The 26,455-nt window shown below is 72.2% G+C and carries 25 protein-coding genes; 14 read left to right on the plus strand and 11 right to left on the minus strand.

Annotated features, from left to right (window positions below; genetic code table 11):
• Positions 1-45: 45 nt before the first annotated feature.
• On the plus strand, positions 46-732 hold the full coding sequence (locus tag H576_RS14425; protein WP_051172218.1) for a gamma-glutamyl-gamma-aminobutyrate hydrolase family protein: 687 nt from the start codon (positions 46-48) through the stop codon (positions 730-732).
• 93 nt (positions 733-825) lie between these two features.
• On the opposite strand, the gene hxlA is transcribed toward H576_RS14425, so the two are convergent.
• Positions 826-1,449: a 3-hexulose-6-phosphate synthase gene (hxlA, locus tag H576_RS0105495; RefSeq protein WP_029150117.1), complete on the minus strand. Its 624-nt coding sequence runs from the start codon at positions 1,447-1,449 to the stop codon at positions 826-828.
• Between the two features lie 26 nt (positions 1,450-1,475).
• Complete coding sequence (gene hxlB, locus H576_RS0105500) at positions 1,476-2,021, minus strand: 6-phospho-3-hexuloisomerase (RefSeq protein ID WP_029150118.1); 546 nt, start codon at positions 2,019-2,021, stop codon at positions 1,476-1,478.
• Between the two features lie 99 nt (positions 2,022-2,120).
• On the opposite strand from hxlB, the gene H576_RS0105505 reads away from it, so the two are divergent.
• From H576_RS0105505 to H576_RS0105515, 3 genes are all read left to right on the plus strand, one after another.
• Positions 2,121-2,939: a helix-turn-helix transcriptional regulator gene (locus H576_RS0105505; RefSeq protein WP_051172219.1), complete on the plus strand. Its 819-nt coding sequence runs from the start codon at positions 2,121-2,123 to the stop codon at positions 2,937-2,939.
• A gap of 48 nt (positions 2,940-2,987) precedes the next feature.
• Positions 2,988-4,325 (plus strand): MFS transporter, encoded by a 1,338-nt coding sequence (locus H576_RS0105510; protein WP_029150120.1) that lies wholly within the window; start codon positions 2,988-2,990, stop codon positions 4,323-4,325.
• Positions 4,326-4,457: 132 nt separating this feature from the next.
• Complete coding sequence (locus H576_RS0105515) at positions 4,458-6,272, plus strand: heparinase II/III domain-containing protein (protein ID WP_029150121.1); 1,815 nt, start codon at positions 4,458-4,460, stop codon at positions 6,270-6,272.
• Here the strand turns inward: H576_RS0105515 and H576_RS0105520 are convergent.
• The 3 genes from H576_RS0105520 to H576_RS0105530 are packed head-to-tail and all read right to left on the minus strand — an operon-like array spanning position 6,265 to position 9,496.
• Positions 6,265-7,164 (minus strand): carbohydrate ABC transporter permease, encoded by a 900-nt coding sequence (locus H576_RS0105520; protein ID WP_084502478.1) that lies wholly within the window; start codon positions 7,162-7,164, stop codon positions 6,265-6,267. The genes H576_RS0105515 and H576_RS0105520 overlap by 8 nt on opposite strands.
• Positions 7,161-8,156: a carbohydrate ABC transporter permease gene (locus H576_RS14430; RefSeq protein WP_036319460.1), complete on the minus strand. Its 996-nt coding sequence runs from the start codon at positions 8,154-8,156 to the stop codon at positions 7,161-7,163. Before H576_RS14430 ends, H576_RS0105520 begins: the two co-directional genes overlap by 4 nt.
• 5 nt (positions 8,157-8,161) lie before the next feature.
• Complete coding sequence (locus tag H576_RS0105530; RefSeq protein ID WP_029150123.1) at positions 8,162-9,496, minus strand: ABC transporter substrate-binding protein; 1,335 nt, start codon at positions 9,494-9,496, stop codon at positions 8,162-8,164.
• A gap of 130 nt (positions 9,497-9,626) precedes the next feature.
• Between H576_RS0105530 and H576_RS0105535 the strand changes: the two genes are divergently transcribed.
• The 4 genes from H576_RS0105535 to H576_RS14445 all read left to right on the plus strand — a co-directional run bounded on the left by H576_RS0105535 (position 9,627) and on the right by H576_RS14445 (position 15,624).
• The gene (locus H576_RS0105535; protein ID WP_029150124.1) at positions 9,627-10,748 is read left to right on the plus strand and encodes a substrate-binding domain-containing protein; all 1,122 of its coding nucleotides are present in this window, start codon (positions 9,627-9,629) and stop codon (positions 10,746-10,748) included.
• A 96-nt stretch (positions 10,749-10,844) separates the two neighbouring features.
• Positions 10,845-11,873, plus strand: a complete 1,029-nt coding sequence (locus H576_RS14435) for a hydroxyacid dehydrogenase (protein WP_036319462.1) — start codon at positions 10,845-10,847, stop codon at positions 11,871-11,873.
• A complete protein-coding gene (locus H576_RS14440; protein WP_051172222.1) occupies positions 11,870-13,720 on the plus strand; it encodes a heparinase II/III family protein in 1,851 nt (616 codons plus the stop codon). Before H576_RS14435 ends, H576_RS14440 begins: the two co-directional genes overlap by 4 nt.
• Positions 13,720-15,624, plus strand: a complete 1,905-nt coding sequence (locus tag H576_RS14445; protein ID WP_051172223.1) for a DUF2264 domain-containing protein — start codon at positions 13,720-13,722, stop codon at positions 15,622-15,624. The genes H576_RS14440 and H576_RS14445 overlap by 1 nt, the downstream gene beginning before the upstream one ends.
• Here the strand turns inward: H576_RS14445 and H576_RS14450 are convergent.
• Positions 15,611-17,188, minus strand: a complete 1,578-nt coding sequence (locus H576_RS14450) for a DUF4832 domain-containing protein (RefSeq protein ID WP_156888136.1) — start codon at positions 17,186-17,188, stop codon at positions 15,611-15,613. The two genes, H576_RS14445 and H576_RS14450, sit on opposite strands and share 14 nt — an antisense overlap.
• A 134-nt stretch (positions 17,189-17,322) precedes the next feature.
• Between H576_RS14450 and H576_RS0105560 the strand changes: the two genes are divergently transcribed.
• Both H576_RS0105560 and H576_RS0105570 read left to right on the plus strand, forming a co-directional pair.
• On the plus strand, positions 17,323-17,973 hold the full coding sequence (locus tag H576_RS0105560) for a DsbA family oxidoreductase (RefSeq protein ID WP_029150125.1): 651 nt from the start codon (positions 17,323-17,325) through the stop codon (positions 17,971-17,973).
• Between the two features lie 664 nt (positions 17,974-18,637).
• Entirely contained in the window at positions 18,638-19,033 is a 396-nt protein-coding gene (locus tag H576_RS0105570; protein ID WP_029150126.1) for a four-helix bundle copper-binding protein, read from the plus strand.
• 10 nt (positions 19,034-19,043) lie between these two features.
• On the opposite strand, the gene H576_RS0105575 is transcribed toward H576_RS0105570, so the two are convergent.
• Both H576_RS0105575 and H576_RS0105580 read right to left on the minus strand, forming a co-directional pair.
• Positions 19,044-19,391 (minus strand): hypothetical protein, encoded by a 348-nt coding sequence (locus H576_RS0105575; RefSeq protein ID WP_029150127.1) that lies wholly within the window; start codon positions 19,389-19,391, stop codon positions 19,044-19,046.
• An 89-nt stretch (positions 19,392-19,480) separates the two neighbouring features.
• Positions 19,481-20,335 (minus strand): 3-hydroxyacyl-CoA dehydrogenase, encoded by an 855-nt coding sequence (locus H576_RS0105580; RefSeq protein WP_029150128.1) that lies wholly within the window; start codon positions 20,333-20,335, stop codon positions 19,481-19,483.
• A 98-nt stretch (positions 20,336-20,433) separates the two neighbouring features.
• Between H576_RS0105580 and H576_RS14455 the strand changes: the two genes are divergently transcribed.
• A complete protein-coding gene (locus H576_RS14455; RefSeq protein WP_036319464.1) occupies positions 20,434-21,048 on the plus strand; it encodes a TetR/AcrR family transcriptional regulator in 615 nt (204 codons plus the stop codon).
• Positions 21,045-22,664 carry an MDR family MFS transporter gene (locus H576_RS0105590; protein WP_029150129.1) on the plus strand — a complete coding sequence of 540 codons (1,620 nt, stop codon included), beginning with the start codon at positions 21,045-21,047 and terminating at the stop codon, positions 22,662-22,664. Before H576_RS14455 ends, H576_RS0105590 begins: the two co-directional genes overlap by 4 nt.
• Positions 22,665-22,712: 48 nt before the next feature.
• Here the strand turns inward: H576_RS0105590 and H576_RS14460 are convergent, their stop codons facing one another.
• Positions 22,713-23,423, minus strand: a complete 711-nt coding sequence (locus H576_RS14460; RefSeq protein WP_036319467.1) for a hypothetical protein — start codon at positions 23,421-23,423, stop codon at positions 22,713-22,715.
• 77 nt (positions 23,424-23,500) lie between these two features.
• Between H576_RS14460 and H576_RS14465 the strand changes: the two genes are divergently transcribed.
• Together H576_RS14465 and H576_RS0105605 are read left to right on the plus strand one after the other, a co-directional pair.
• The gene (locus H576_RS14465; protein WP_051172227.1) at positions 23,501-24,211 is read left to right on the plus strand and encodes a GTP pyrophosphokinase; all 711 of its coding nucleotides are present in this window, start codon (positions 23,501-23,503) and stop codon (positions 24,209-24,211) included.
• A 10-nt stretch (positions 24,212-24,221) separates the two neighbouring features.
• Positions 24,222-24,710 carry a hypothetical protein gene (locus H576_RS0105605; protein ID WP_029150130.1) on the plus strand — a complete coding sequence of 163 codons (489 nt, stop codon included), beginning with the start codon at positions 24,222-24,224 and terminating at the stop codon, positions 24,708-24,710.
• A 13-nt stretch (positions 24,711-24,723) separates the two neighbouring features.
• On the opposite strand, the gene H576_RS16585 is transcribed toward H576_RS0105605, so the two are convergent.
• Positions 24,724-24,855 (minus strand): MetS family NSS transporter small subunit, encoded by a 132-nt coding sequence (locus tag H576_RS16585; protein ID WP_156888137.1) that lies wholly within the window; start codon positions 24,853-24,855, stop codon positions 24,724-24,726.
• Positions 24,852-26,411, minus strand: coding sequence for a sodium-dependent transporter (locus H576_RS0105615; protein ID WP_029150131.1), 1,560 nt, complete (start codon positions 26,409-26,411; stop codon positions 24,852-24,854). Before H576_RS0105615 ends, H576_RS16585 begins: the two co-directional genes overlap by 4 nt.
• Positions 26,412-26,455 lie beyond the last annotated feature (44 nt).

Here is a 26,455-nt window from a genome sequence, read left to right on the forward strand (position 1 = left end):
GGCCCCTCGGAGACGAGGTGCCCTCCGCCGCACTAGCGTGATCTCGTGCCCCACGCCGCCTTCATCCATGTGCGCACCCAGCGCGACCCCGCGAACCGGTGGTTCCAGGATCTACTCGAGGAGCTGAACGCCGGGGCGCTCGCCGCGGCCGAGGCCGCGGGGATGACGGCGGCGCTGCACGCGGCCGCCGAGGAGGACGAGGGCGAGATCCGCGCCGCCGCGCGGGACGCCGATCTCGTCGTGATCCTCGGGGGCGACGACGTGGATCCCGCGCTCTTCGGGGCAGAGGACGCGCGCGACGCGTCGTTCCCCTACGAGACGCGGGCCGACGCGGTCCAGGCGGCGATCGTGCGCGACGCCGTCGAGGGCGGCCGGCCGCTTCTCGGGGTGTGCCGGGGGAACCAGCTCCTCAACGTCGTGCTCGGCGGCACGCTCGACCAGGAGATGACGGGCCATCGCCGGGCCGAGGGCGACGGGTATGTGTCGACGCCGATCGCTCGCGTCGACCCTCGGGGGCTCGACGCCCCGGACGCCGTGCTGTGCACGCACCACCAGGCGATCGATCGCGTCGCGGATCCGCTCGTCGTCACGCACCGCGCCGCCGACGGCGTCGTCGAGGCGGTCGCGCACCGCACCCTGCCGATCCGCGGCGTGCAATGGCACCCCGAGCACCCGCGCGTCTCGACGACCGAGCTCGCATCGCTGATGCGGCAGATGCTCGCGCTCGCCTGACCCCCGCCTTCGCCCACAGAAATCGCCTTCCCGCACACGGATCCGACGAGGATCTGTGCGGGAAGGCGATTTCTGTGCGGGAGGGTGCGCGGGTCAGCGGATGGCGGCGCGGATCTCCGCGGCGGCCGCCGCGACGTCGTCCGCGCTGTAGATCGCGCTGCCGGCGACCGCGACCTGCGCGCCGGCGTCCTGGACCGACGCGACCGACGACGCGTTCACGCCGCCCGCGACCGAGAACGGCACGCCGGCCGACTCGCCGTCGCGCAGCAGCGTCTCGAACGTGAAGCCGGGCTCGGCCTGCTCGTCGAGGCCCGCGTGCATCTCGACGAACTGCGCGCCGAGGGCCACGACCTCCTTCGCGCGGGCGGGCTTGTCGGCGACGCCGATGAGGTCGACGACGACGCCCTTGCCATGCTTCTCGGCCGCCTTCACGGCACCGGCGATCGTGCTGTCGCCCGCGGATCCGAGGACGGTCACGAGGTCGGCGCCCGCCGAGAACGCGATGTCGGCCTCGAGCTCGCCGGCGTCCATCGTCTTCAGGTCCGCGAACACGATCTTGTCGGGGTGCGCCTCCTTGATCGCCGTGATGGCGCGGAGGCCCTCGCTCTTGATGAGCGGGGTGCCGAGCTCGAGGATGTCGACGTGCGGCGCGGCGGCCGCCGCGAGCTCGAGGGCGGCCTCGGTCGTGAGGGTGTCCATGGCGAACTGCAGCTTCATGGGATCCAGCTTTCTTTCGGTGGTGGTCATTCGAGGTTGGCGTGGCGCGGCCACAGCTCGTCGGCGGTCGCTCCGCTGCGCCGCCACAGCTCGTGGAAGAGGGCGTCGCCCGCGAGCACGACGCCCTGCTCGAACAGCGAGCCGGCGTACTGCGCCGACGCGGCGCCCGATCGGTCGGTCTTGTGCGCCGCGGGCAGCACGAGCGTGACGGAGGCGAGGCGCGAGAGGGGCGAGTCGCCGGTCGTCGAGATCGCCGCGACGTCGGCTCCCGCGGCGCGGGCGGCCTCCGCCGCGCGCACGATGCCGCCCGTGGTGCCGGATCCGCTCGCCGTGAGGAGCAGATCCCCGGGTCCGATCGCCGGCGTCGTCACCTCGCCCACGACGAACGTCGTGACGCCGAGGTGCATGAGCCGCATCGCCGTCATCCGCAGCGCGAGGCCCGAGCGGCCCGCGCCGTGCACGAAGACGCGCTGCGCGGATCCGATCCGGTCGGCCAGGCCGTCGACGGCCGGGATGTGCTCGAGGAGGGCCGTGATCTCTGACGCGACGATGCGCAGTGCGGTTTCGGGCATGCATCCAGCGTGATCGCCCTGATCCGGTCGCGCCGCTACCCGACGCGGTGGCCGCCCCATCCCTCCGGGTGGGATCCGCCGGAGGAATAGGCTGGGCGCATGACGGACCTGCCCGAACCCGCGACGCGCGCCCTCGTCGCCCAGCACGCGCGGCTCGTCGCCGAGCAGGCCGACCGGCACGCGCTGACCCTCGAATCGCTCCTCGCGGTTCTGCGGTCGTCGCGCCTCGACGACCGCGCGGCGCGCGTCGAGGCGGTCGAGATCGCGTCGTCCGAGCTCGTCGCCGTGCGCACGCGGTCCGACGCGCAGCAGAGCGCCCTCGTCGAGCCCGTGTCGTCGGCCTTCCTGCGCCTGCGCAACGACCTGCGTCCGCTCGTGCGCTTCGGATCCGTCGACATCGAGTTCGTCGAGCCGCCCGCCACGGGCCGCGCGCTCCCCGGTGAGGTCGCGCACACGGCGCGGGCGATCGTCCGCGGCGCCGTCCTCGCGCTCGTCGACCGCGGATCCGCCGAGCGCGTGCGCGTGCAGTGGGACTGCGACGGCCGGAACCTGCTCGTCGAGATCCGCGACGACGGCAACGGCGACCTCGACGTCCACGACGACACGATGCGCCCGATGGCGGAGCGCGTGTCGGCGCTCGACGGGCGCCTGAGCGTCGCGTCGACGGCCGGATGGGGGTCGACGATCTCGATCGTCATGCCGCTCGATCCGCCGGCGCTGTCGGAGCAGATCGACGACGCCGAGGCCCTGACGCCGCGCGAGCGCGACGTCCTGCGGCTCGTGACGTCGGGGGCCGCCAACGGGGCGATCGGCGAGCAGCTCGGCATCAGCGTCAACACCGTGAAGTACCACGTCGCCAACCTGCTGCGGAAGTACGGCGCCCGCACCCGCGGCGAGCTGGTCGCGCTCGCGCGCTGACGGTCGGCGCCGAGCCGCGCGGGAGGGGATCGCGCGTACCGTTGATCCGTGCCCGCGCAACGCGTTCTCTGGATCGCCATCCTCGCGTCGTTCTGCGCGTTCCTCGACGGGACGATCGTCAACGTCGCCCTCCCGGCGATCGACCGCGGCCTGGGCGGCGGGCTCGCGACGCAGCAGTGGGTCGTCGACGGCTACCTCATCACGCTCGGCGCGCTGATCCTCGTCGCCGGCTCGATCAGCGACGCGTTCGGGCGCACGCTCGTGCTGCGGATCGGCCTCATCGGGTTCGGCCTCTCGTCGCTCGGCGTCGCGCTCGCTCCCGAGCCGATCACCCTCGTCGTCGCGCGCCTCGTGCAGGGCGCGGCGGGCGCCTTCCTCGTGCCGAGCTCGCTCGCCCTCATCACCTCGGCCTTCTCGGGCGCGGCGCAGGCGAAGGCGATCGGAACGTGGACGGCCTTCACGACGGGCGCGCAGATCGCGGGCCCGCTGATCGGCGGCCTCCTCGTCGACCTCGCGAGCTGGCGCCTCGCGTTCCTCATCAACGTGATCCCCGTGGCCGTCACCCTCGTCCTGCTGCGCGGGGTCGCGGATCCGCCCCGCCGGCCCGGCGCGCGCGTCGACCTCGTCAGCGCGTCGCTGTGCGTCGTGGGGTTCGGATCCCTCGTCTTCGGCCTCATCGAGCAGCCGCGGCTCGGCTGGGGGCACCCCGCGATCCCCGTCACGCTCGTGGTCGGCGCCGCGCTCTTCGCCCTCTTCCTCCGGCGCCAGCACACCGCGGCCGAGCCGATGCTGCCGCTGTCGCTGTTCCGGGTGCGCAACTTCGGCGTGGGCAACATCGCGACGGCGTTCATCTACGCGGCGCTCGCGCTCAACGGCTTCGTCGTCGCGATCTACCTGCAGCAGGGAGCGGGCCTCTCGGCGACGCTCGCGGGCCTCGCGAGCCTGCCGGTGACGATCCTCATGATCCTGCTCTCGTCGCGCGTCGGCGCGCTCGCGGGCCGCTTCGGGCCGCGGATCTTCATGACGGCCGGCCCGGTCCTCATGGCGATCGGCTCGCTCATGCTGCTCGCGGTCTCGCCCGACTTCTCGTACTGGCGGCAGGTGCTGCCGGCGATGACGGTGTTCGGGCTCGGCCTGTCGATCATGGTGTCGCCGCTGACGTCGGCGATCCTCGGCGCGATCGAGCCCGCGCGGAGCGGCATCGCGAGCGCCGCGAACAACGCGATCTCGCGCGTCGCGGGGCTGCTCGCGACGGCGGCGATCGGCGGCATCGTCGGCTCGACGCTCGACCTCGACGGCTTCCGCCGCTCGGCGATCGTCGTCGCGGCGCTGATGGCGGCGGGCGGCGTCGTGTCGTGGATCGGGATCCGCAGCCCGCGGGCGTGACGCGGGCGCCCGGATCCGCGTTCGGATGACGCCCCGGCACCTTCGATCGGAAACGAACATGCCCCGGCGTCATATGAACGCGGAAGGCGGCGTCCGGATGACGCGAACGGCTGGGGCCGATAGCGTCGAAGGGTGTCAGAGCAGACCCCCGACCTCCGAAGCTTCGACCTCGCGGCCGTCGCGGCCGGCGTGCCGTACCGGCCGATCCCGCGGGCGGGCGACGACCTCTGGGCGCAGCGCGACGGCGCGAGCGCGGACGGCGTCGTCGCGGCGGCGGCCGAGGCAGCGCTCGAGGCGACCCCCGCGCTGACCCGCGAGCAGTGGGCCGCGTTCGTCGACGACGGCACCCGCACGACCTTCGAGACGCCCTACTTCGAGCGCCGCCGCCGCGTGACGCTCTTCGCCCTCGCGGCGGCGCTCCGGCCCGACGACGCGGGGCTGCGCGCCTCGCTCAAGGTCGAGCTCGGCGCGATCCTCGCCGAGGACAGCTGGTGCCTGCCCGCGCACTACCGCCTGCCGGACGGCGAGCTCATGCCCGAGCCCGACCCCCGCGTCCCCGTGCTCGACCTCTTCGCGGCCGAGACGGCCGGCACGCTCGCCTGGATCGCCTCGGTCCACGGCGACGACGGGCGGATCGTGCGCGAGATCGAGCGCCGCGTGCTCGAGCCCTTCGAGCGCGACGGCCGCCGCTACGGGTGGTTCGGCCAGGCCGCGAACTGGAACCCGTGGATCGTCTCGAACGTCCTCACGGCGCTGCTCCTCACCGAGCCCGAGGACGCGACCCGGATCCCCGCCCGCCTCGACCTCGCGGCCGAGAGCCTGCAGAGCTACGCCGACGGCGTGCCCCGCGACGGCGGATCGCAGGAGGGCGTCATGTACTGGTGGCAGTCGGGGGCCCGCTTCTTCGAGGCGATCGAGCTCCTGGGCCTCGGCGACCCCGACTCGGCCGTGCGGGCGTTCCTCGCGCCGCTCCTCGGAGCGACGGCGTCGTACCCGCTCGCGGTCGCGCTTGGCGACGGGCGCTGGAACGCGACCTTCGCCGACGGCAAGGCCCGGATCACGGCCGGCGCGGGCTTCGTGCACGACCACGTCTCGCCCGAGCTGCTGCACCGCTTCGCGACGCTCACGGCGCAGCCCGAGGTCGCGGAGTACGCGCGGGCTATGCGCGGATCCGGCCCCGCGACGCCCACGCCGCTGCCGCTCGGCCGCGCCGTCCGGTCGCTCTTCGACGACGCGTGGAACGCCCTCGATCCGCGACCCGGCGCCGTGACGTTCTCCGCGCGGTGGCTGCCCGACACGGGCGTCTTCTCGGCGACGAACGACGGCGTCCGCGTCGTCGCGAAGGGCGGGCACAACGGCGAGCCGCACAACCACCTCGACGTCGGCACCTTCGTCGTCGCCGTCGCGGGGGAGCCCGTCGTCGTCGACATCGGCGCGGGGCAGTACACCGCCGCGAGCTTCTCCGAGCGCCGCTACGAGCAGTGGTTCACGCGCTCGGAGTTCCACGGCGTCCCGATCGTCGCGGGCGAGCAGCAGGGCGTCGGCGCCGAGTTCGCGGCGGCCGACGAGCGCGGCAACACGGGCGACTCGTGGCGCTTCTCGCTCGACATCGCGGGCGCCTACCCGGCGGGCGCGGTCGCGACGTGGGTCCGCACGATCGAGCCCGTCCCGGGCGGGATCGCGGTGACCGATGCGTGGGCGGGCGCCGACGCCGAGCTCGTGCTCATGCTCCCGCGCGAGCCCGTGCGGCGCGACGACGGATCTCTCGGCCTCGTCGGCGTCGACTCGGGCGAGGTGCGGGCGGCGCTCGCGACGGGCGCGGAGGCCTCGTGGGAGCGGATCCCGACCGACGACCCCTCGCTCGCGGCGGCGTGGGGCGAGGCGGTCTTCCGACTGCGCCTCGCCCCTCCCGTCCCCGGGAACCGGATCGAGATCCGGGCTATTTGATCCCCGAGGTCGCGAAGCCCGCGACGTAGCTGCGCTGCGCGAACAGGAACACGACGACCATCGGGACGACGTAGAGGATCGCCGCGGCCGCGATGAGGTTGTTGAGCGGGAATCCCTGGTCGTTGACGTATCCCGACGCGAGCGCGACGGCGAGCGTCGTGTTGTCGTAGTTGAGCAGCAGGTTCGGGGTGATGAAGTCGCCCCACACGCCCGTGAACGAGAGCACGAAGACCGTCACGATTATCGGCTTCGACACCGGCAGGAAGATCCGCATGAAGGTGCCGAACCGCGAGCAGCCGTCGAGCGTGGCCGCCTCCTCGAGCTCACGCGGCAGGCCCGCGAAGAACTGGCGGTAGAGGAAGATCATGTACGGCGATCCCGAGATGCCCCACAGCACCCACGGCCAGTAGGTCCCGACGAGCCCGATCTGCGAGAACATCAGGTAGGTCGGGATGAGCGTCACGATCCCGGGCACGAGCATCATCGAGATCAGCACGCCGAACATGAACTTCTTGCCCGGCCCGCGCAGGCGCGCGAAGCCGTAGCCGACGAGCGCCGAGAAGAACGTCGAGAGCACGCCCGAGATCGTCGCGAGGAAGAACGAGTTCACGGCGTAGATCGCGAAGGGCTCCTCCGTGAACGCGCTGACGAAGTTGCTCCACGCGGCGGGGATCGGCAGCCACACGAAGTCGCCGCTCGAGAGCTGATCCGCCGACTTCAGCGACGTGATGATCAGCAGCAGGACGGGCAGCAGCAGGACGACCGAGATGATCGTCAGGACGATGAAGAGGCCGGGGCGCGCCTTCAGGCGCTCGCGGATCCGCTTCGGGGCCCCGGCCGTGACGATCGTCTCGGTCTCGGATCCCATGGTCCTGTTGTCGGTGATGGTCATCGCCCCTCCTCGGACGGATCGACCGCGTAGAACACCGTGCGCCCGCCGATGCGGAACGTCAGGACGGTGACGACGAGGATGGCCAGGAAGAACAGCCAGAGCATGGCCGAAGCGGGGCCGTACTGCGAGAACGCGAAGTACTTCGCGTAGACGTCGATCATGTAGATCTGGTTGGCCTCGGGAACGGCCGTGATCGCGGCGGCGCCCGCCGCGGGCGAGAGCAGCAGCGCCGGGACGAAGGTCTGCAGCGCGCCGATTGTCGCTGTGATCGTCTGGAACAGCATGACGGGCGAGATCGACGGGAGCGTCACGTTCCAGAAGCGCTGGAGCGGGTTCGCGCCGTCGAGCGTCGCGGCCTCGAGCAGCTCCTGTGACACGTCCTGCAGCGCCGCGAGGTTGATGATCACGCCGCCGCCGATGCCCCAGAGCATGACGCAGATCAGCACGCCGAACACGGCGTCGCCGTTGAACCAGTCGACGGCGTCGAGCCCGAGGAAGCCGAGGAAGGCGTTGAGCGCGCCCGTGTCGCGGTCGAAGATCAGCTTCCACGTCAGGGTCGCGGCGACGGGCGGCACGATCGCCGGCAGGTAGATGAACACGCGGAACCACGTGCGGCCGCGCACCTTCTGGTTCAGCAGGATCGCGAGCAGGAGGCTCCCGACGATCGTGATCGGGACGACGACGAGCGCGAGGAGGCCCGTGCGGCCGAGGCTCGCCCAGGTGTCGGGATCCGTCAGCACGTCGGCGTAGTTCGCGAGCCCGACCCAGCTGAACGAGGGCGAGATCCCGTCCCAGTTCGTCATGCTGATCGCGAACGCGTAGATCAGCGGGAACAGGGTCAGAAGCACGGTGCCGGCGAGCCACGGCGAGATGAAGCCGTAGAACGCGCGGCCCTCCGCGCGGCGGGCCCGCGACGGGCGCGCCTTCGGGCGGGATCCGGGCGGCGGGGCCGTGACCTCGCGGGTCGTCGGCTCGGATGTCAGAACGGTCATGCGGGTCACATCCCCACGAGAGAGACGCCGTTCGCGAGAAGCGCGTTCACCGACGTCGTGGTCGAGTCGGCCCACTGGCCGATGGTCATGTCTCCGCGCACGACGCGGCCGAACTTGTCGGAGAGCGTCGCGTCGATCGCGGTGGGATCGATGAAGGGCGAGGACGGGATCGCCTGCAGATACTGCAGCTCGTTCATCTGCGTCTCGTACGCCTGCTTCTGGAGATCCGTCTCCTGCGGCAGGCGCCCGTAGAGGCTGTCGATCGGCGGGATCCCGCCGCCCGTCGTCGCGCGCCGCTCGGCGGGCTCGCCGCCGCAGAACCACTCGATGAACTGCCACGCCTCGTCCTTCATGCGCGAGTTCTCGGCGATCCAGAAGCCCGTCGCGGCGCGGGTGGGGCTGATCCGGGTGTCGCCCATCGTCGGCGCGGGCACGAGCTGCGCGTACTGCGACACCTCGTCGTCCGGGGTGATCGTCCCGGTCATCCAGTACCCGGCGCCGTCCATCGCGAGGCGCTGCGCCTGGAACGCGGGCCAGTCCCACCCCTCGGGGCTGACGTCGACGAGCGTGTATCCGACCCTCTCGCTCGCGACGTCGACGAACCACTGCATGGCGCGCTGCGCCTCGGGCGACGTGAAGTCGATCTTCGAGAGGTCGTCGTTGTAGATCGTGCCGCCCATCGTCGCGACCATCTGCGAGATCGAGGCGACGGACGGGGTCGTGTTGAACAGCCCGTACTGGGTCACGCGGCCGCCCTCGCGCGAGGTCATCGCCGTGCCGTACTCGAGCAGCTGGTCGTAGGTGAGGGGCCGATCGGCCGTCGGGACGGCGAGCCCCGCCTCGTCGAACATGCGGGTGTTGATCCAGTACATGAAGTCCTGCGACCAGTCCTTCGTCATGCCGTAGTGCGGGCCCTGGCCCTGCACGGATCCGTCCCACCGCCACACGTCGTTGACGACCGCGAGGTCGTCGAGCGCGACGAGGCTCGACTGGCGCATGTAGTCGTCGAGCGGGTGCGAGAGGCCGCGGGCGGCGTAGTACGCCGACTGCGAGGCGCCCGTCGCGCGCACGACGTCGGGCGGGTTGCCCGCCGCGATCATCGAGTTGAGGCGGACCTGGTCGAAGTTGATGAACGACAGGCCGATGTCGGGGTGCGACTGCTCCCAGGCGGCGAGCAGCTCGTCGGTGACCTCGCTCGACACCGTCATGACCGTGATGGTCTTGGCCTTGCCGCTGAACGAGTTGGTCGAACAGCCGGTGAGGGCGAGCGCCGACAGCCCGGCGGTCGCGAGCATCCCGCCGAGGAAGGCCCGGCGGGAGAAGGGCGCGGGTGCGCGCATGAACGTACCTCCATCGCTACGTGCGTCCGCCGCCGTCGTCGGCGCCGGAACGCCCCTCATCCTGGGAGCGCGGTCGATGTAGGGTCAAGACCCGATATTCACTCGATCAGAAATCGAACATGGAGGTTCGATGGATCTGACGCAGCGGCAGGAGAGGATCCTGTCCGAGCTCAAGCTGCACGGGAGCCTGTCGGCGACCGACTTCGCGGACCGCATGGGGATCTCGGCGATGACGGTGCGCCGCGACCTCGGCGAGCTCGCCGAGCGCGGGATGCTCCGGCGGGTGCACGGCGGCGCCGTCCCCGTCGACGAGCCCCAGCGCCCCGAGCGCGCCGACGTCACGGCGTCGGGCCACCGCCCGCCCCCGCGCTCGTCGGCGGGCCCCGTCCCGGTCGCGAACGAACCCCTGTTCACGTTCGGATTCGTCGTCCCGGATCCCGGGTACTACTTCCCGGCGATCGTCGACGGCGCCGTCGAGCGCGTGCAGTCGCTCGGCGGGCGCCTCGTGCTCGGGATCAGCGACTACGACGCCGGGCGCGAGCGCTTCCAGGTGCAGCGGCTCATCGACCGCGGGGTCGACGGGCTGCTCGTGACGTCGGCGACGAACGAGGAGTTCGAGACCTTCGGGATGCTGATCGACTCGCCCGTGCCGGTCGTCGTCGTGGAGCGCTCGCTCGACGACGCGATCCACGCGGGCGCCCTCGACCTCGTGCGCACCGACCACGCGGCGGGGGCCGTCGTCGCGATCCGGCTGTTCGCCGAGCTCGGGCACACGCACGTCGGCATGGTGACCTTCGCGACCCCGACGATGCCGCACCTGCGCACGGGCTTCGACCGCGCGGTCCGCGGGCTGGGGCTCGCGTGCGGCGCCGAGGCGGTCGCGCAGATCGACCACCGGCGGGGGATCCGCGAGCAGAGCACGGCGTACCTCGAGCGGGCCGTCGCGGCGGGGGTGACGGCGGTCTTCGTGCACTCGGATCGCTACGCCGTCGAGTTCGTCGAGGCGGCGCTCGCGATGGGGCTGTCGATCCCGGGGGATCTCTCGGTCGTCGCGTACGACGACGAGGTGGCGGCGCTCGCCGCGGTCCCGCTCACGGCCGTGAGCCCTCCCAAGCGCGACGTCGGGTGGGCGGCCGTCGGCATGCTCTTCGACCGCGTGTCGACGACGCCCGAGCGCGCCCTGACGTCGCGCCACCTCACGCTCCGCCCCAACCTCGTCTCGCGCCGGTCGACGGCGTCCCCGCGGTCGTGATGTTCGAGTGATGTTCGTTTGAACTGCGCGGCTTGACGCCGATTGCCGTCTTCGCCTTTCGTAGATCCCGCCGTCGGAGACGAAGGAGAAGCCGACATGCCGCACCCCGAGGACCCTGCGCGACGGGCCGTCGCGTTCCTCATGCCCGATCGCACGTTCGCGAGCGTGTTCGACGCGCCCGACGTCGCCCGGCTGATCGCCGAGCCGTCCCTCGAGCTGCTCTCGCCCGAGCCGCTCGATCCGCGCGACCTCGCCGACCGCGAGCTGCTCTCGCGCGCCGAGATCGTGATCACGGGGTGGGGGACGCCCGTCATCGAGGGCGAGATGCGGGGCGCCCTGCCGGCGCTCGCCGCCGTCTCGCACGCGGCCGGGACCGTGCGCCCCGTCGTGACCGACGCGCTCCTCGACGAGGGCGTCGCCGTCGCGTCTGCGGCAGGTGCCAACGCGGTGCCGGTCGCGGAGTTCGCGTTCGCGATGGTCGTGCTCGCGGCCAAGCGCGTGCTGTGGGCCGAGGAGGGGTACCGCGCGAGCGGCCGTCAGCCCGACGCGCGCGCCGCCTGGCCGTGGATCGGATCCCACGGGATCCGCGTCGGCGTCGTCGGCGCCTCGCACGTGGGCCAGCTCGTGATCGAGCGGCTCGGCTCGCTCGACGTCGAGGTCGTGGTCTCGGACCCGACGCTCGACGCGGACCAGCGCCGCGCGCTCGGCGCGGAGGTCGTCCCCCTCGAGGAGCTCGTCGCGACGAGCGACGTCGTCACGCTGCACGCCCCGTCGCTGCCGTCGACGCGGGGCATGATCGGGCGCGAGGCCATCGCGAGCATGAAGCCCGGCGCGGCGCTCATCAACACGGCCCGCGGCGAGCTCGTCGACGAGGAGGCGCTCGCCGACCGCCTCGAGGCGGGCGACATCGCGGCGTTCCTCGACGTCACGGCGCGCGAGCCGCTCCCCGCGGGCGACCGGCTCTGGTCCGCCCCCAACACCCTCCTGACGCCGCACCTCGCGGGATCCGTCGGGAACGAGAACGGCCGCCTCGCGGCCCACGCCGTCGACGAGGCGATCCGCTTCGCCCGGACCGGCGCGTTCGCCGACGCGATCACGCCGCGGCGGATGGCCGTCATCGCGTGACCGGGGGATTCCTCGCGCGGTTCGGGGCCGACGCGCGCGCCGCGCTCGACCCCGCGCTCTGGGCGCCCGCCCCTCCCGTCTCGGAGCGAGCCGCGTGGGCGGGCCTCGACGCCGCGCGGCTGACGGCGGCGGCCGACGCCCGGCGCGACGAGGCCGCCGCGGCGCCGCCCGCGCTCTCGCTCTGGGCGCACTACGCCGCGACGGGCGAGCGCATGCCGTACGAGCGCGCGCAGCGGGCCCTCCTCGCCGAGACCGCGACGGCGGCCCTCGCATGGGGCGCGACGGGCGACGCCGGCGCGTGGGCGCCCCGCCTCGCCGACGCCGTGTGGCGCGTGTGCGAGCTCACGGCCTGGTGCCTGCCCTCGCACTACCTCGTCGGCGCCGACAGGCCGCCGCTCCCGATCCCCGGCCGCGACGTCCTCGACCTCTCGTGCGGCTACGTCGGCGGCATGCTCGCGGCGATCGACCGCATCGCGGGCGACGCGCTCGACGACGCCTTCCCGGGGATCCGCGCGCGGATCCGCCACGAGATCCGCCGCCGCGTGCTGCGGGAGTGGGGGCGCGAGGAGCACTTCTGGGAGGTGGGGGAGGAGGGCCGCCCGCCGAACAACTGGGCGCCGTGGATCGTGTCGAACGTGCTCGCCTGCGCGATGGTCGCCGAGACCGACCGCGACGCGCTCGTCGGCACCGTCGAGCGCTCGCTCGTCGTCCTCGACCGGTTCCGCGCCGGATACGCCGACGACGGCAGCTGCGAGGAGGGCGCGACCTACTGGTGGTGGGCGGGGGCGACGCTCTTCGAGGCGCTCGACCTGCTCGCGGCCGCGACGGGAGGGTCCTACGACGGCTTCGCCGTGGCGCCCGTCGCTGCCATGGCGCGCTTCCCGATGGCGATGCAGCTGGGCCGCGGCACGCAGGTCAACTTCTCCGACGGATCCCCCGCCCACCCGCCGAACGCCGTGTGGCACCTGCTCGCGCGGTTCGGCGCGCGGGTCGGCGACGACGAGGTCGTGCGGCACGCGCGGTGGATGGGATCCGCCCACCCGGCCGGCCTCGACGGGCAGCTCGCGCCCCTCTTCCTGCGCACGATCGCCGAGCTGCGCGATCCCGGATGGGCGGCGGCCGGCCCCACCGAGCCCGGCATGCCCGCGAGCTGGTACGCGCCAGGCACCGAGGTCGCGATCGCCCGCGAGCGCGCGCACGACGCGTCGGGTTTCGTCGTCGCCGCGAAGGGCGGGCACAACGCCGTCAGCCACAACCACAACGACGCGGGCGGCCCCATCGTGTCGCTCGACGGCGAGCCCGTGCTCATCGACGTCGGCGTCGGCGACTACGTCCGCGAAACCTTCATGCCCGACATGCGGTACGCGATCTGGACGATGCGCAGCGGCTGGCACAGCGTGCCGCTGCCGAACGGCGTCGAGCAGGCCCACGGATCCGCGTTCCGCGCCGCGGGGACGACGTTCTCGGACGACGGATCCCTGGCCGCGCTGCGCATGGATCTCGCCCCCGCCTACCCGCCCGAGGCGGGGCTCCTGTCCCTCGAGCGCGAGATCGCGCTCGACCGCGCGGCGGGGGAGGTCGTGATCGACGACGCCTGGCGCTTCGCCTCGCCGGGCGAGATGCGGCTCGTGCTCATGACGGCCGCCGAGCCCGAGCCCGCGGCGGGCGGCCTGCGGGTCGGGGCTGCGCTCCTCGCGTTCGCCGGCCTGGCCGCCGAGACGCAGCGCATCGACATCGACCCCGGCGACTCCCGCCTCGCCCGCGCGTGGGGCGACGCGGTGTTCCGCACGGTTCTCACGACGCCCCCGGGCGACGGATCCGCCCGCGTCACGATCAGGAGGGCCTGATGGATCTGCCCGCCGAAGACCGCGCGCTCTCGCCCGTCACGGGGTGGACCCGCGGGCACTGGGCCGCCGTCGGACACGAGTGGCTCGCGCAGGTGCGCCGCTTCTCGAGCCCGCTCGGCGCCGCCACCCGGCTGCCGGGGCGGGCGACGGGAGACGGCGAGCGCCGCGAGAGCATGGAGGCCGTCGGGCGATCCTTCCTCCTCGCCGCCCCGCTCGTCGCGGGCGCCGACGACGCCGCGTCCGACGAGGTCCTCGCCTGGTACGCGCGGGCGCTCCTCGCCGGGACGGATCCGGACGGGCCCGAGGCGTGGCCGCTCGGCGTCACCTGCCGCTTCCCCGTCACGGGGGTGACGAACAACATCGTCGAGGCCGCGAACATCGCCTTCGGCCTGCACGTCAGCCGCGACCGGCTCTGGGCCGGGCTCACGCGGCCCGAGCGCGCCCGGATCGCCTCCTGGCTGCGCCACCACGCGCGCCTCGAGGTGTGGCACAACAACTGGCAGCTCTTCCCCGCGATGGCCGAGGGCTTCCTCCGCTCGGTCGACGAGGACGTGACGGGCTGCATCGGCGAGCGGAACGTCGCTCGCGTCGAGTCCTGGTACCTCGAGCAGGGCTGGTACACCGACGGTCCCGAGCACGCGCTCGACCACTACAACGCATGGGCGATCCACCCCTACCTCTGGGCCTGGTACGAGATGACCGGCCGGACGGGGACGCCCGAGGGGATCCGGCACCGCGAGCGCCTGCACGACTTCACGGCCTCCTTCTCAGACCTCGTCGCGCCCGACGGATCCCTCCTGCACATGGGCCGATCCCTCACCTACCGCACGGCGGCGCTCGCCGCCGTGTGGTGCGCCGAGCTCTCGGGCGCGAACGCGCTGACCCCGGGGCGCACGCGCGCCCTCGCATCGGGGGTCCTCCGGCGCTTCGTCGACGCGGGCGTCGGGGCCGGCGAGCCCCTCGGCCTCGGCTGGCTCCGCCCGCACGAGCCGATCGCGCAGGCCTACAGCGGGTTCGGATCGCCGTACCTCGCGGGCATCGGATTCCTCGGGCTCGCGCTCCCCGCCTCGGCGCCCGTGTGGGCCGAGGACGAGGAGCCGCGCGTGCCCGGGCCGCGCACGATCCCGCGGGCGGGATGGATCCTGACGCCGCAGAGCGACGGCATCGTGCGGCTCGCGAACCACGGCAGCGACCACTGCGAGATCCCCGTCGAGCCCACGCGGCCCGACCCCGACGACCCGCACTACGCGAAGCTCGGGTACTCGACGCACACGGCGCCCGGCACCGGGCCCGCCTTCGAGGAGGGGATCGACGGGCACCTCGCGCTCATCGGCGACGACGGGCGCGCCAGCCGCCGCGGGCCCATCCGTGCGATGCGCGCCGAGGGGCCCGTCGCCGCGTCGGCGCACATCCCGCAGCGCGACGGGATCCCGTTCCCGGGCGTCACGGTCGCGAGCGCGACGATCGTCGAGGGCGACCTCGAGATCCGCGCCCACCTCGTGCGATCCGACCGCCCGTGGCCTGTGCGCGAGGGCGGGTGGCAGATCGCGGGGGATGACGCGCCGGCCGCCGCGTCGTCGGGCCTCGCCGCGTCGGCGACGAACGCGAACGGCCTCACGGGGGCGATCGTGGGCCTCACGGGGTGGTCGTCGGCCGAGATCGCGCGCGTCGACGGATCCGACGCGTTCGGGCCGCGGGCCGCCGTGCCGGTGCTTCGGGGATCCGTCCCCGCCGGCGAGACCCTGCTCGTCTCGCTCCACGCCCTCTCGGCGGCGCCGCGCGACCTCGCGGGCGCCGCCGAGGCGGCCGTGTCGGGCACGTCGCTCACCGTCCGCTGGGCGACGGGGCGGACGCACGAGATCGACCTCGCGGCGTTCCTCTGGCCCGTGCTCAGCTCACGGTGACGCCGCCGACGACGAGCCAGCCCGACTCCGTCGTCTCGGCCGACGTCGCGAGCTCGATCGCCGGGGCGCTGTCGCGCGTCGTGTCGACGATCGCGACGCCCCAGCGATAGCGGCCCCGCGCGACCTGGCCGATCGTCGGGGTCGTCGTGTAGTCGTACGTGCGCCGCTCGCGCCACGTGTGGGTCGGGATCCCGTCGTCGGCGTACACCTCGACGGGCTCGCCCGCGCCGTCGAGCAGCGCGAAGGCGACCTGGTACTTCCCGTGCCACGGCGCGAGGTCGCTCGGGAAGTACGCCCAGCCCCGGTTGACCCACGTGTGGGCGATCGTCGCGGACCCGCCCCGCGCGACCTTCGACGGCGCCTGGACGCTCTGGGGCAGCAGCCGGTACCCGCCCTCGGCGTTGAACTCCTTCACGAGGTCGAAGCACTCCTCGAACCACGAGTCGGTCTCGCCGACCCGGAAGTCCATCGCGTTGACGTGCGCCTGCTGCGAGTCGTCGAACTCGCCCTGGCGCACATCGGCCGCCGTCTCGTAGCCGCGCGGGTCGTCCGAGATCGAGTGGCTCGCCGTCACCCAGCCGCCCTCCATGAGGATCGGGCGTTTGAAGAGGTACGCGCCCGCGACCTCCCGCTCCCACTGCCCGTAGTAGGTCGTCATCCCGAACGCGTCGTGGCGCAGGATCCAGCCCAGGCCGTACGCGTAGTCGAGGAGCGCGCGGCTCTGCGGATCCGCCGAGCCCCAGCCCACCTCGGATCCGATCGTGCGGTGGTAGTTGAGCGCGATCGGGACGTCGGGGAACAGGCGCGTGAAGAGGTCGACGTTCCAGCGGAACACCGCCTCGCGGTTCGCGGGGTCGCGGTACTTCATCGTGTGGCCCTCGCCCCAGAGGCCGAGGCCGTACCCGTCGACGAAGTCCATCTCTTCCGGATCCCCGAAGCGCGCGGCGAACGCCGTGAGGAAGGCCGCGTACTTCTCCTGGAAGACCGGGTCGTCGGGGTAGGGGGACCAGAGCGTCACGTCGCCCGTCTGCGACTCGTAGCCCTCCGCGCCCGCGTCCCGGACGTAGTCGGGCGTGAACCCGACGGGCTTGTCGCGGCTGTCGACGACGATGCGGAAGGCCAGGCGCATGTCCCGCCGCCGCGCCTCGGCGATCATGCTCGCGACCTTCGTGTCGGCGTCCCACGCGTACGCGCCCTCCTCGGGCTCGAGGGCCGACCACGCGATCCGCATGTACAGGGTCGGCGCGTAGTCCGACACCTTCACGGCGCCGTCGATCCCCGGCACCTGCATGCTGTCGTAGTGCTCCCAGTAGTCGTCGGCGACCGTCGCGGTGCTGTAGAGCACGAACCCGTTCAGCGGGTTGCGCAGAAAGCGGTCGGGGTCGTGGTCGAACGTCGTCGTGAGCGTGCCGCCCGACGTCGACGTGCTCGAGTGCGCCGGAGCCGCGGATCCCGTCGCCGCGTGCGCGGCGCGCGGCAGCACGACGCTCGCCGTGACCGCGAGCGCGCCCGCCGCCCCCATCCCGAGCACCGAGCGCCGGCCGAATACCTGCTTCTGTCCCATCCTGATCTCTCCCTTGAGTCGATGGCGAGACACACGCTCCCGCCCCGGAATCGCGCGGGTCAAGGGATCCGCCCCGCTCGCACACAAAGCGAACAGCGGGGAATGCGCGCGGGATCCGGGCGGTTGCACCGCGTATGGCTTCCTCCGACGACCGCCTCGAGATCGAGGTCTGGGCCGACGTCCTCTGCCCGTGGTGCTACCTGGGCGACGCGCGACTCGAGAAGGCCATCGAGGCCTCGCCCCACCGCGACCGGATCGACGTCAGGATCCGCACCTTCCAGCTCGACCCCGAGTTCCCGTCCGAGCCGCGGCCCGTCGTCGAGTACCTCGCCGACAAGAAGGGCATGACGACCGAGCAGGCGCGGCAGATGGAGGGGCAGATGGCCGGGCTCGCCGCGGCCGAGGGCCTCGCCTACGACAGCGACCACCGGGTGCAGAACACGCTCGACATGCTGCGGCTCGTGCACCTCGCGAACGACCACGGCGCCGGGTGGGAGTTCATGAAGGCCATGCAGACGCTGCTCTTCTCGGGCGACGACGCGGCCTTCGACCCCGAGACGCACGTGCGCGTCGGAACCTCGCTCGGCATCCCCGAGGCTGAGATCCGCGACGTCCTCGCGGGCGACCGCTACGCCGACGCCGTGCGCGCCGAGCACGAGGAGGCGCTCCAGCTGGGCGCGCGCGGCGTGCCGTTCACGGTCCTGGGGCGCCGCCTCGGGATCCCGGGCGCGGTTCCGACCGAGGCCTACGGCCAGGCGATCGAGCAGGCGGCCGCGGGTGTCTGACCCGAAGCTCCTGACGTTCCTCGCGGCCGACGACGCGGTCGTCTGCGACCCCGAGACGGGCGTCTGCGAGATCCCGCCGGCCCACCCCGCCTCCGCGCCCGCCTGACCCGCGCCCGCTTGACCCGCGCGGGAGCGTCGACTTCTCGCCCGGCGCACGACGACGGCAGAACTTGAGCCCGGCCGGGTTTCTGCCGGCGTGTCGGCCGCTGAAGTCGAAATCTGCCGTGGTCCTGCCGGGCGGGGCGCCCGGCACCCCGCCCGGCCGAAGCACCGGCCGCCCCCTGCTGAGGCGCCGCGCACCGCTGCGGCCTGCCCGACCCGCGCGGTTCACGACTACGGCAGGAATCAGGCTCCGGCCGGTTTGCCCCGGCGTGTCGGCCGCCGCGGCCGAGATCTGCCGTGGTTGTGCCCGCGGGGGTGCCGCGCCGCGCGGCGGGGGCTCGGCCGTGCCGCCGCGGCGCGTCCCGCCGCGCGCCGCGCACGACGACGGCGGAAACCGAGCCCCGCCCGTCTTCCGCCGGCGTGTCGCCGGCTGTGGGTCGGATCTGCCGTCGTCATGCATCGGCGATGACCCGCGGCGGGCCGTCGACAGCGCGCGCGGCGCGGAATAGCCTGGCCGCGAGGGGCGGGCGGGCCGCCTCCTCAGCGACGAAGGGGCAGAACGATGGACACCATGATGATGAACGCCATGACGACCGACATGTCGGGCATGGAGGAGATGGACATGCCGACCATGCAGGCGTGCATGGACGCGTGCTCGGCGGCCGAGCAGGCGATGACGATCTGCTCGACGCAGATGATGGACTGCGCGCCGGCGTGCATGAACGGCGCCGACATGTGCCACACGATGATGCGCGCCATGATGCGCATGGACGGCGTGACGCCCGGCGCCATGATGTCGATGCTCGACGCCTGCATCGCGATGTGCCAGGTCTGCATGGACGAGTGCGCGGCGCACGCGGCCGAGAGCGAGATCTGCGCGATGTGCGCTCAGGCCTGCCAGGCGTGCATGGACTCCTGCATGGCGATGAAGGACATGATGATGAAGGCGGCTGCGTAAGCCGCCCCTCTCACACCTCGGCGACGTTGAACTGCGCGCGGCCGACCGCGAGCACGCGGTAGCGCGCGTGCAGCGCGACGGGGGTGCCCGCGGGCGCCTCGAGCGCGGCGCCCGACGCGTTCCACACGCGGTGGGCGGATCCGTCGAGCCCGCGGATCACGAGGGATCCGCCGGCGACGTCGGCGTGCTCGACGATGCCGTCGACCCACTCGAGCGGCGTCGCGGAGGCGAGGCGCGCCTGGATGAGCGACAGCCCGTGCCCCGGAGCGTGCGACGAGCAGACCCCGCCGTGCCCGCACATGCACTCGACACGCTCACGCACCTCGGCGGAACGGGTGGAGTGCAGGGGGCTGATCACGGCGGGATCCTCTCTCGATGAAAGCGTTCCGGCTACGGTAGGTCGCCCCGCGCCGCCCCGGAACCGCGGGCGACACGGGGCGTCACAAACTACTCGTAGCGGTAGAAGCCCTCGCCCGTGGCGACGCCGAGCTTGCCCTTGTCGATGTAGTTCTCCTTGAGCAGCGCCGCGAACCTCTGCGACGTCTCGTCGCCCATGACCGACACGTTGTAGGCCGTCGTGAGGCCGACGATGTCGAAGATCTCGAACGGGCCGCGGGGCGCGCCGGTGCCGATGCGCCACGTCTTGTCGACCGTCTCGGGGTCGGCGACGCCCTTCGCGTAGAGCGCGCCCGCGGCGTTCAGCAGCGGAACGAGGAGCGAGTTCAGCACGTAGCCGGGCTGCTCCTTCCTGACCTCGATCGGCACCATGCCCTGCTTCTCGGCGAAGTCGACGACGGTGCGGAAGACCTCGGGATCCGTGTCGTCGGTCCCCATGATCTCGGCGGTGTTCTGCGCCCAGATCTGGTTGGCGTAGTGCAGCGCGAGGAACTTCGCGGGGCGGCCCGTCGCGTCCTTGAACGACGAGGGGAGCAGCGTCGACGAGTTCGTCGCGAAGATCGTCTTCTCGGGCGCGAGCGCGCCGACCTTCTGCCACGTCGACGTCTTGATCTCGGGGCTCTCGGGCACGGCCTCGATGACGAGGTCGGCGTCGGCGAGCGCGGCGGCGAGGTCGCTCGTCGCGGTCAGGCGCGTGAGCGCCGCGGCGGACTTCCCGTCCTTCGCTCCCTCGACCTCCGCGACGTAGCGCTCGGCGAGCCCCGCGAAGCGCTCGCCGGCCTTCGCGACGGCGTCGTCGTCGATGTCCCAGGCGGTCACGGTGAAGCCGGCGTAGGCGGTCTGGAACGCGATCTGCGATCCGAGGACGCCCGTTCCGAGGACGGTGACGTTCGTGATGTCGGTCATGATGGATCCTTCTCTCTGCGGCCCGATCGGGGCCTCTTCCCTCAGGATCCTCTCCTCGTCTGGGTGCACTCACAGGGAAAAGTGCAAACTTGCACTTCATGAGCGAAAGTGCACCGGGTCTGCGAGCCCAGAAGCGGAACGAGACGCGCCGGCGCCTCGTCGACGCCGCGCGCACCCTCACGACGGAGCGCGGCCTCGCGGGCTTCACGATCGAGGAGGCGTGCGAGAAGGCGGGCGTCTCCCGCCGCACGTTCTTCAACCACTTCGCGCAGAAGGAGGACGCCGTCCTCGGCATCCCCCTGCCGCGGGAGGACGACGACGCGTCGACCCACTTCCTCGAGGCGGACGGCGACCTCGCCGACGACCTCGCCACCTACTTCGCCGAGCGCTTCGGGGCGCTCGACGTGAGCAAGCGGGAGGCCCGGATCATCGGGTCCCTCGTCGAGAACGAGCCGAAGCTGCGTTCGCGCGCCTTCGCGCTCATGCGCACCACCGACTCCCTGACCATCTCCCTCGTCGAGCGCCGCGCCGGGCTCCCCGAGGGCGATCCCCGGGCCCCCGTCCTCGTGCACCTCGTCGGTGCGCTCAACCGCGTCGCGGTCGAGTCGCTCCTCGACGAGAGCGAGGGCACGCCCACCCTCGACCAGTTCCGCACCGCCCTGCGCGAGCGCCTCGGATACGCCCGCGAGATCCTCTCCGAAGGACAGAAATGACGACGACCGCATCCACGGGGACACCGTTCCTCCTGACCAAGCACCGGATCTGGACGATCTTCGGCGCCCTCATCGCGAGCATGCTGCTCTCGAGCCTCGACCAGACGATCGTCTCGACCGCCATGCCGACGATCGTCGGCGACCTCGGCGGCGTCGAGAACCAGGTGTGGATCACGACCGCCTACCTGTTGGCGACGACGATCGTGATGCCGATCTACGGCAAGTTCGGCGACGTCCTCGGGCGCCGCAACCTGTTCCTCATCGCGATCGCGGTGTTCACGCTCGCCTCGATCGGCTGCGCCTTCGCGCCCGACTTCTGGACCTTCGTCGTGTTCCGCGCCGTGCAGGGTCTCGGCGGCGGCGGGCTCATGATCCTGTCGCAGGCGATCATCGCCGACATCGTGCCCGCCGACGAGCGCGGCAAGTACATGGGCCCCCTCGGCGCGGTCTTCGGCCTCTCGGCCGTCGCCGGCCCGCTGCTCGGCGGCTTCTTCGTCGACCACCTCACGTGGCACTGGGCGTTCTACATCAACATCCCCGTCGGCATCGCGGCGTTCATCATCGCGTTCGTCGCCCTCAAGCTGCCGAGCCACAAGGCGAAGAACCCGATCGACGTCCTCGGCGTCGTGTTCCTGTCGGCCGCGACGACGTGCCTCATCTTCTTCACCGACTTCGGCGGGGACGGCGACCACGGCTGGTCGTCGCCCGCGACCTGGGCGTGGGGCGCCGGCCTCGTCGTCGCCGCCTCGGCGTTCGTCTTCGTGGAGTCGCGCGCCAAGGATCCGATCATCCCGCTGAGCCTCTTCCGCAACCCGATCTTCATCAACGCGACGGCGATCGGCCTCGTGATCGGCATCGGCATGTTCTCGGTCATCGGCTTCATGCCGACGTTCCTGCAGATGGCGTCCGGCACCTCGGCGGCCGTCTCCGGCCTCCTGCTGATCCCGATGATGGTGGGCCTCATGGGCACCTCGATCACGTCGGGGATCCTGATCTCGAAGACCGGGAAGTACAAGATCTACCCGATCCTCGGAACCCTGATCACGGTCGGCGCGGTCCTCCTGTTCACGACGCTCGCGGCCGACACCCCGCTGTGGCTGATCTGCGTGTTCCTGTTCGTCTTCGGCGTCGGGCTCGGCCTCATCATGCAGGTCGTCGTCCTCGTCGTGCAGAACGCCGTGCCCGCCGATCAGCTCGGCACGGCGACGAGCACGAACAACTACTTCCGCGAGGTGGGCGCCTCGCTCGGCACCGCCGTCTTCGGAACGCTGTTCACGACGCGCCTCACCGAGAACCTCGTGAACGCGTTCAGCTCGGCGGGCGCGAGCGCGTCCGACGCCTCGTCGTCGGCGGCGTCGATCGACCCGTCGATCATGAGCTCGCTGCCCGACGGCCTGCGCGACGGGATCATCAGCGCCTACGCCGACGCGCTCGTGCCGGTGTTCTGGTACATCATCCCGTTCCTCGTCGTCGCGTTCCTGCTCTCGCTCCTGCTCAAGCAGATCCCGCTGCAGCACGAGTCGGGCATGGTTGCGCGCGGCGAGGCGATCTCAGGCGAGGAGGCCGAGCGTCTCGAGGCCGAGCAGCGCGCGAAGGCCCTCGGCACGACCGAGTAGCGGCCCGGACGATGCCCCGGGGATCCGCGGATCCCCGGGGCATCGTCGTCACTCGAAGAGGAACCGCTCGCGCGGCTCGGGCCGCGGCGCGCGGGACGTGACGAGGAGGCCGGCCGCGAGCGCGAGCGCGCCGATCCCGCACGCGAAGAGGACGGTCGGGGCCCAGCCCTCGCCGCCGAAGCAGCCCCATCCGAGGGGGAACCACGACCAGGTCTCGGGCTCGGTCGGGGCGGCCCAGGATCCGTCGGCGAAGCAGGCGGCCTCGGCGGGCCCGGGGATCCACGCGACGAGCGGGCCGATCGCGATCCCGCCCGCCCCCGCGGCGCCCGACGCGAGCGCATGCGCGCGGAGCGGCCGGACGGGCTCGATGCCCGCCGCGCGCCCCGCGATCGCGGCCCCCGCGCCGATCCACAGCGGGCCGCCGAGCGCGCAGAAGGCCACGAGCGCGTACGGCACGAAGAAGACGGCGAACTCCGCGAAGGACCCGTCGGCCAGCGCGACGGCGCACACCGCGGCGGCGAGCCCGACCACCGCGCAGCCGAGCGCGCGCCGGAACACCTGCGAGAGCGTCGCCGCGCGGCGCATCGCGGGCCACGCGAGGAGCGTTCCGACGCCGGCCGCGACGAGCCCGATGAGCCCGATCCCGTCCGCCGTGCCCCTGGGCTCGGAGATCGTGAGGACCCACAGGATCGCGTACGCGACGGCGAAGGGCGCGGCTATCGTTCCCGCCGCGACGCCGAGCGCGCGCAGAGCAGTCATGCGCCCACGGTATCGGCTCACGGGCGGCTCATAGGGAGGTCAGAGCCGGGCCGAGGTGGGTTCCGTAGGGTGGGATCATGACGGACATCACGGTCGACGGCCGCATGATCGCGCTGGCGAAGGAGCTGCGCGACGATCTGCAGAGGTTCCTCAACGAGTACGGCTTCGGTCTCAAGGAGATCGAGACGAAGCTCGAGATCCTGCGTGACGACTTCTCGCACGAGCACGAGTACAACCCGATCGAGCACCTCTCGAGCCGCGTCAAGAGCCCCGACTCGCTCATCGAGAAGGTGCAGCGAAAGGGCATCGACGCGACCCTCGAGAGCATCCGCGAGAACATCACCGACATCGCGGGCGTGCGCGTGACGTGCAGCTTCGTGACCGACGTGTACCGGCTCTTCGAGCTGCTCGCGGGGCAGGACGACATCGTCGTACGCGAGGTCAAGGACTACATCGCGCACCCCAAGCCCAACGGCTACCAGAGCCTGCACGCGATCGTCGAGGTGCCCGTCTTCCTCCCGCGCGGCACCGTGATGGTGCCCGTCGAGGTGCAGTTCCGCACCATAGCGATGGACTTCTGGGCGAGCCTCGAGCACAAGATCTACTACAAGTACGACCGGCAGGTGCCGCAGGAGCTGCTCGACCAGCTGCACGAGGCGGCGGTGTCGGCGAGCGAGCTCGACGAGCGCATGGAGAACCTCCACCACGCGATCCGCGGCGGCGGACGCCCGGCGCCCGCCCCGATCCAGATCCCCGAGCGCGGGGGCTCGGCAGCCATCAGCGCGTAGCGTCGACGCCGTGGACGATCTGCGGGCGCTGCTGGACGACGCGCGCTCGCGCCTCGACGGGGTGCCGCAGGTGCGGCTCGGGCTGGGGCGCGAGGCGTCGCGGTTCCGCCGCGCGTTCGGCGGGCGGCCCGTCATCGAGCCCGTCGCGCCCGCGTGGCACCTCGGGGTGCTGCTCCTCGGATCCGCGGATCTCTGGGCCGTGGGCGACGTCATCCGCGCCGCCGAGGAGGTGCGCCGCGGCTACACCGCCGACGCGCAGCGCGTGCGCGCGTCGATGCGGGGCATGGCGTTCCGGGGCGGCTTCGCCGAGGGCGAGACCTGCCACATCGACTGGGAGCCCGTCGACGTCGACGCCGTCTCGGGCGGCGCCGACTCGGGCCCCCTCGCCTGGGCGGACGGACGCCTGCAGGTGCGGTGGTCGAAGACGGGCTGGCTGCGGCCCCTCGACGGCTACCTCGACGAGCAGGTCGGCCTCGCCACGGCCCCGCGCGCCGGCTGAGGGCGCGCCGGGATCAGTCGCCCTCGCCGCCCTCGGGGTACTCGGCGACCTCGGGCCGGGCCGCGAGGAAGCCGATCGAGGCGAGCAGGCCGCCCCACACGACGACCGCCGCGATGACGAGGAACAGGATCGCGATCGCGCTCATCGGCGCGCTCCCTTCGTCTGGAGCTGCGCGGCCGCGGGCCACGGCTCGAACTGCTCGGGATCGTGTCGCCACCGGACGAGCGGGAAGGCGACGGCCGCGACGATCGCGACGACGACGGATCCCCATCCGGCGACCGCCAGGTACCAGCCGTCGTAGCCGCCGTACCCGTTCGCGACGAGGTCGATGACCTTCGCGACGAGCATCCACACGAGGACAGCCGGCGCCAGGAGGCCCGTGAAGAACACCCAGATCGGGCCGACGCGGAAGGTCGACACGGCGCTCAGGTGCCGCGCGAGCTCGCCGCCGCGCCGCTTGACCCAGATCACGATGACCGTCATCGCGATCGCCGAGGCGACGATGCCGACGTTGTTCGTCCACTGGTCGATCGTGTCGAGGGCCGTGAGGCCCGACGTGGTGCCGATGAGGAGGATCGAGATCACGGCGAACACGCTGATGATCCCGACCGCCTGCCCGCGCGAGAGCGCGAACTTGTCGCGGATCGCCGCGATGACGACCTCGAGGATCGAGATCAGCGAGGTGAGGCCCGCGAGGACGAGCGCGCCGAAGAAGAGCGCACCGCTCCAGCCGCCTCCCGGCATCTCGCTGACGATCGCGGGGAAGGTCATGAACGCGAGGCCCACGCCCGTGAGGCCGTCGAGATCCGAGATCGCGACGCCCTGCTGGAAGGCGAAGAAGCCGAGCGTCGAGAACACGGCGATGCCCGCGATGATCTCGAACGACGAGTTCGCGAAGGCGACGACGAGGCCGGCGCCCGTCATGTTCGACCGGCGCCTGCGGTACGACGCGTAGGTGATCATGATCCCGAAGGCGACCGACAGCGAGAAGAAGATCTGGCTGTACGCCGCGATCCACACGTTCGGGTCGGCGAGCGCCGCGAAGTCGGGGGTGAAGAACTCGTTCAGGCCGTCGATCGCGCCGGGGAGGAACAGCGCGCGGATCGTCAGCGCGAGGAAGCCGACGACGAGCAGCGGGATGAAGATCGTGTTGGCCCACTGCACGCCCTTGACGACGCCCGCGGCGAGGATCCCGATGACGACGACCCACATGAGCACGAGCGGGATGAGGACGCCGGGCACGAACTCGAGCGTCGCGGGCTCGGCCGACGCGTGCAGGTACTCGCCCGTGAAGAACGCCGTCGGATCGTCGCCCCACGCCTCGCCGAACGAGAACACGAAGTAGCTGCCCGCCCAGGCGAGGACGCCCGCGTAGTAGATCGAGATGAGCGCCGCGATCGCGACCTGGAACCAGCCGACGCTCTCGCCGAGCCTGCCCGCGATGCGGCGCAGCGCGAGGGGAGCGGATCCCCGCCCCCGGTGCCCGATCGCGTAGTCGAGGAAGAGGATCGGGATCCCCGCCGTCAGCAGCGCGACGAGATAGGGGATGAGGAACGCGCCGCCGCCCGACTCGTAGGCGACGCCGGGGAAGCGCCAGATGTTCCCCAGGCCGACGGCCGAGCCGATGGCCGAGATGATGAAGCCGAACTGGCCCGTCCACTGCTCGCGCTGGGGCACGGCGGTTGTCTGTCCTCGCGACATTGAAGCTCCTCGCTGGGCGTACGCAGATTGCGAAGAGCCTAGGG

The organism is Microbacterium indicum DSM 19969, from assembly GCF_000422385.1.
Taxonomy (GTDB): Bacteria; Actinomycetota; Actinomycetes; order Actinomycetales; family Microbacteriaceae; genus Microbacterium; species Microbacterium indicum.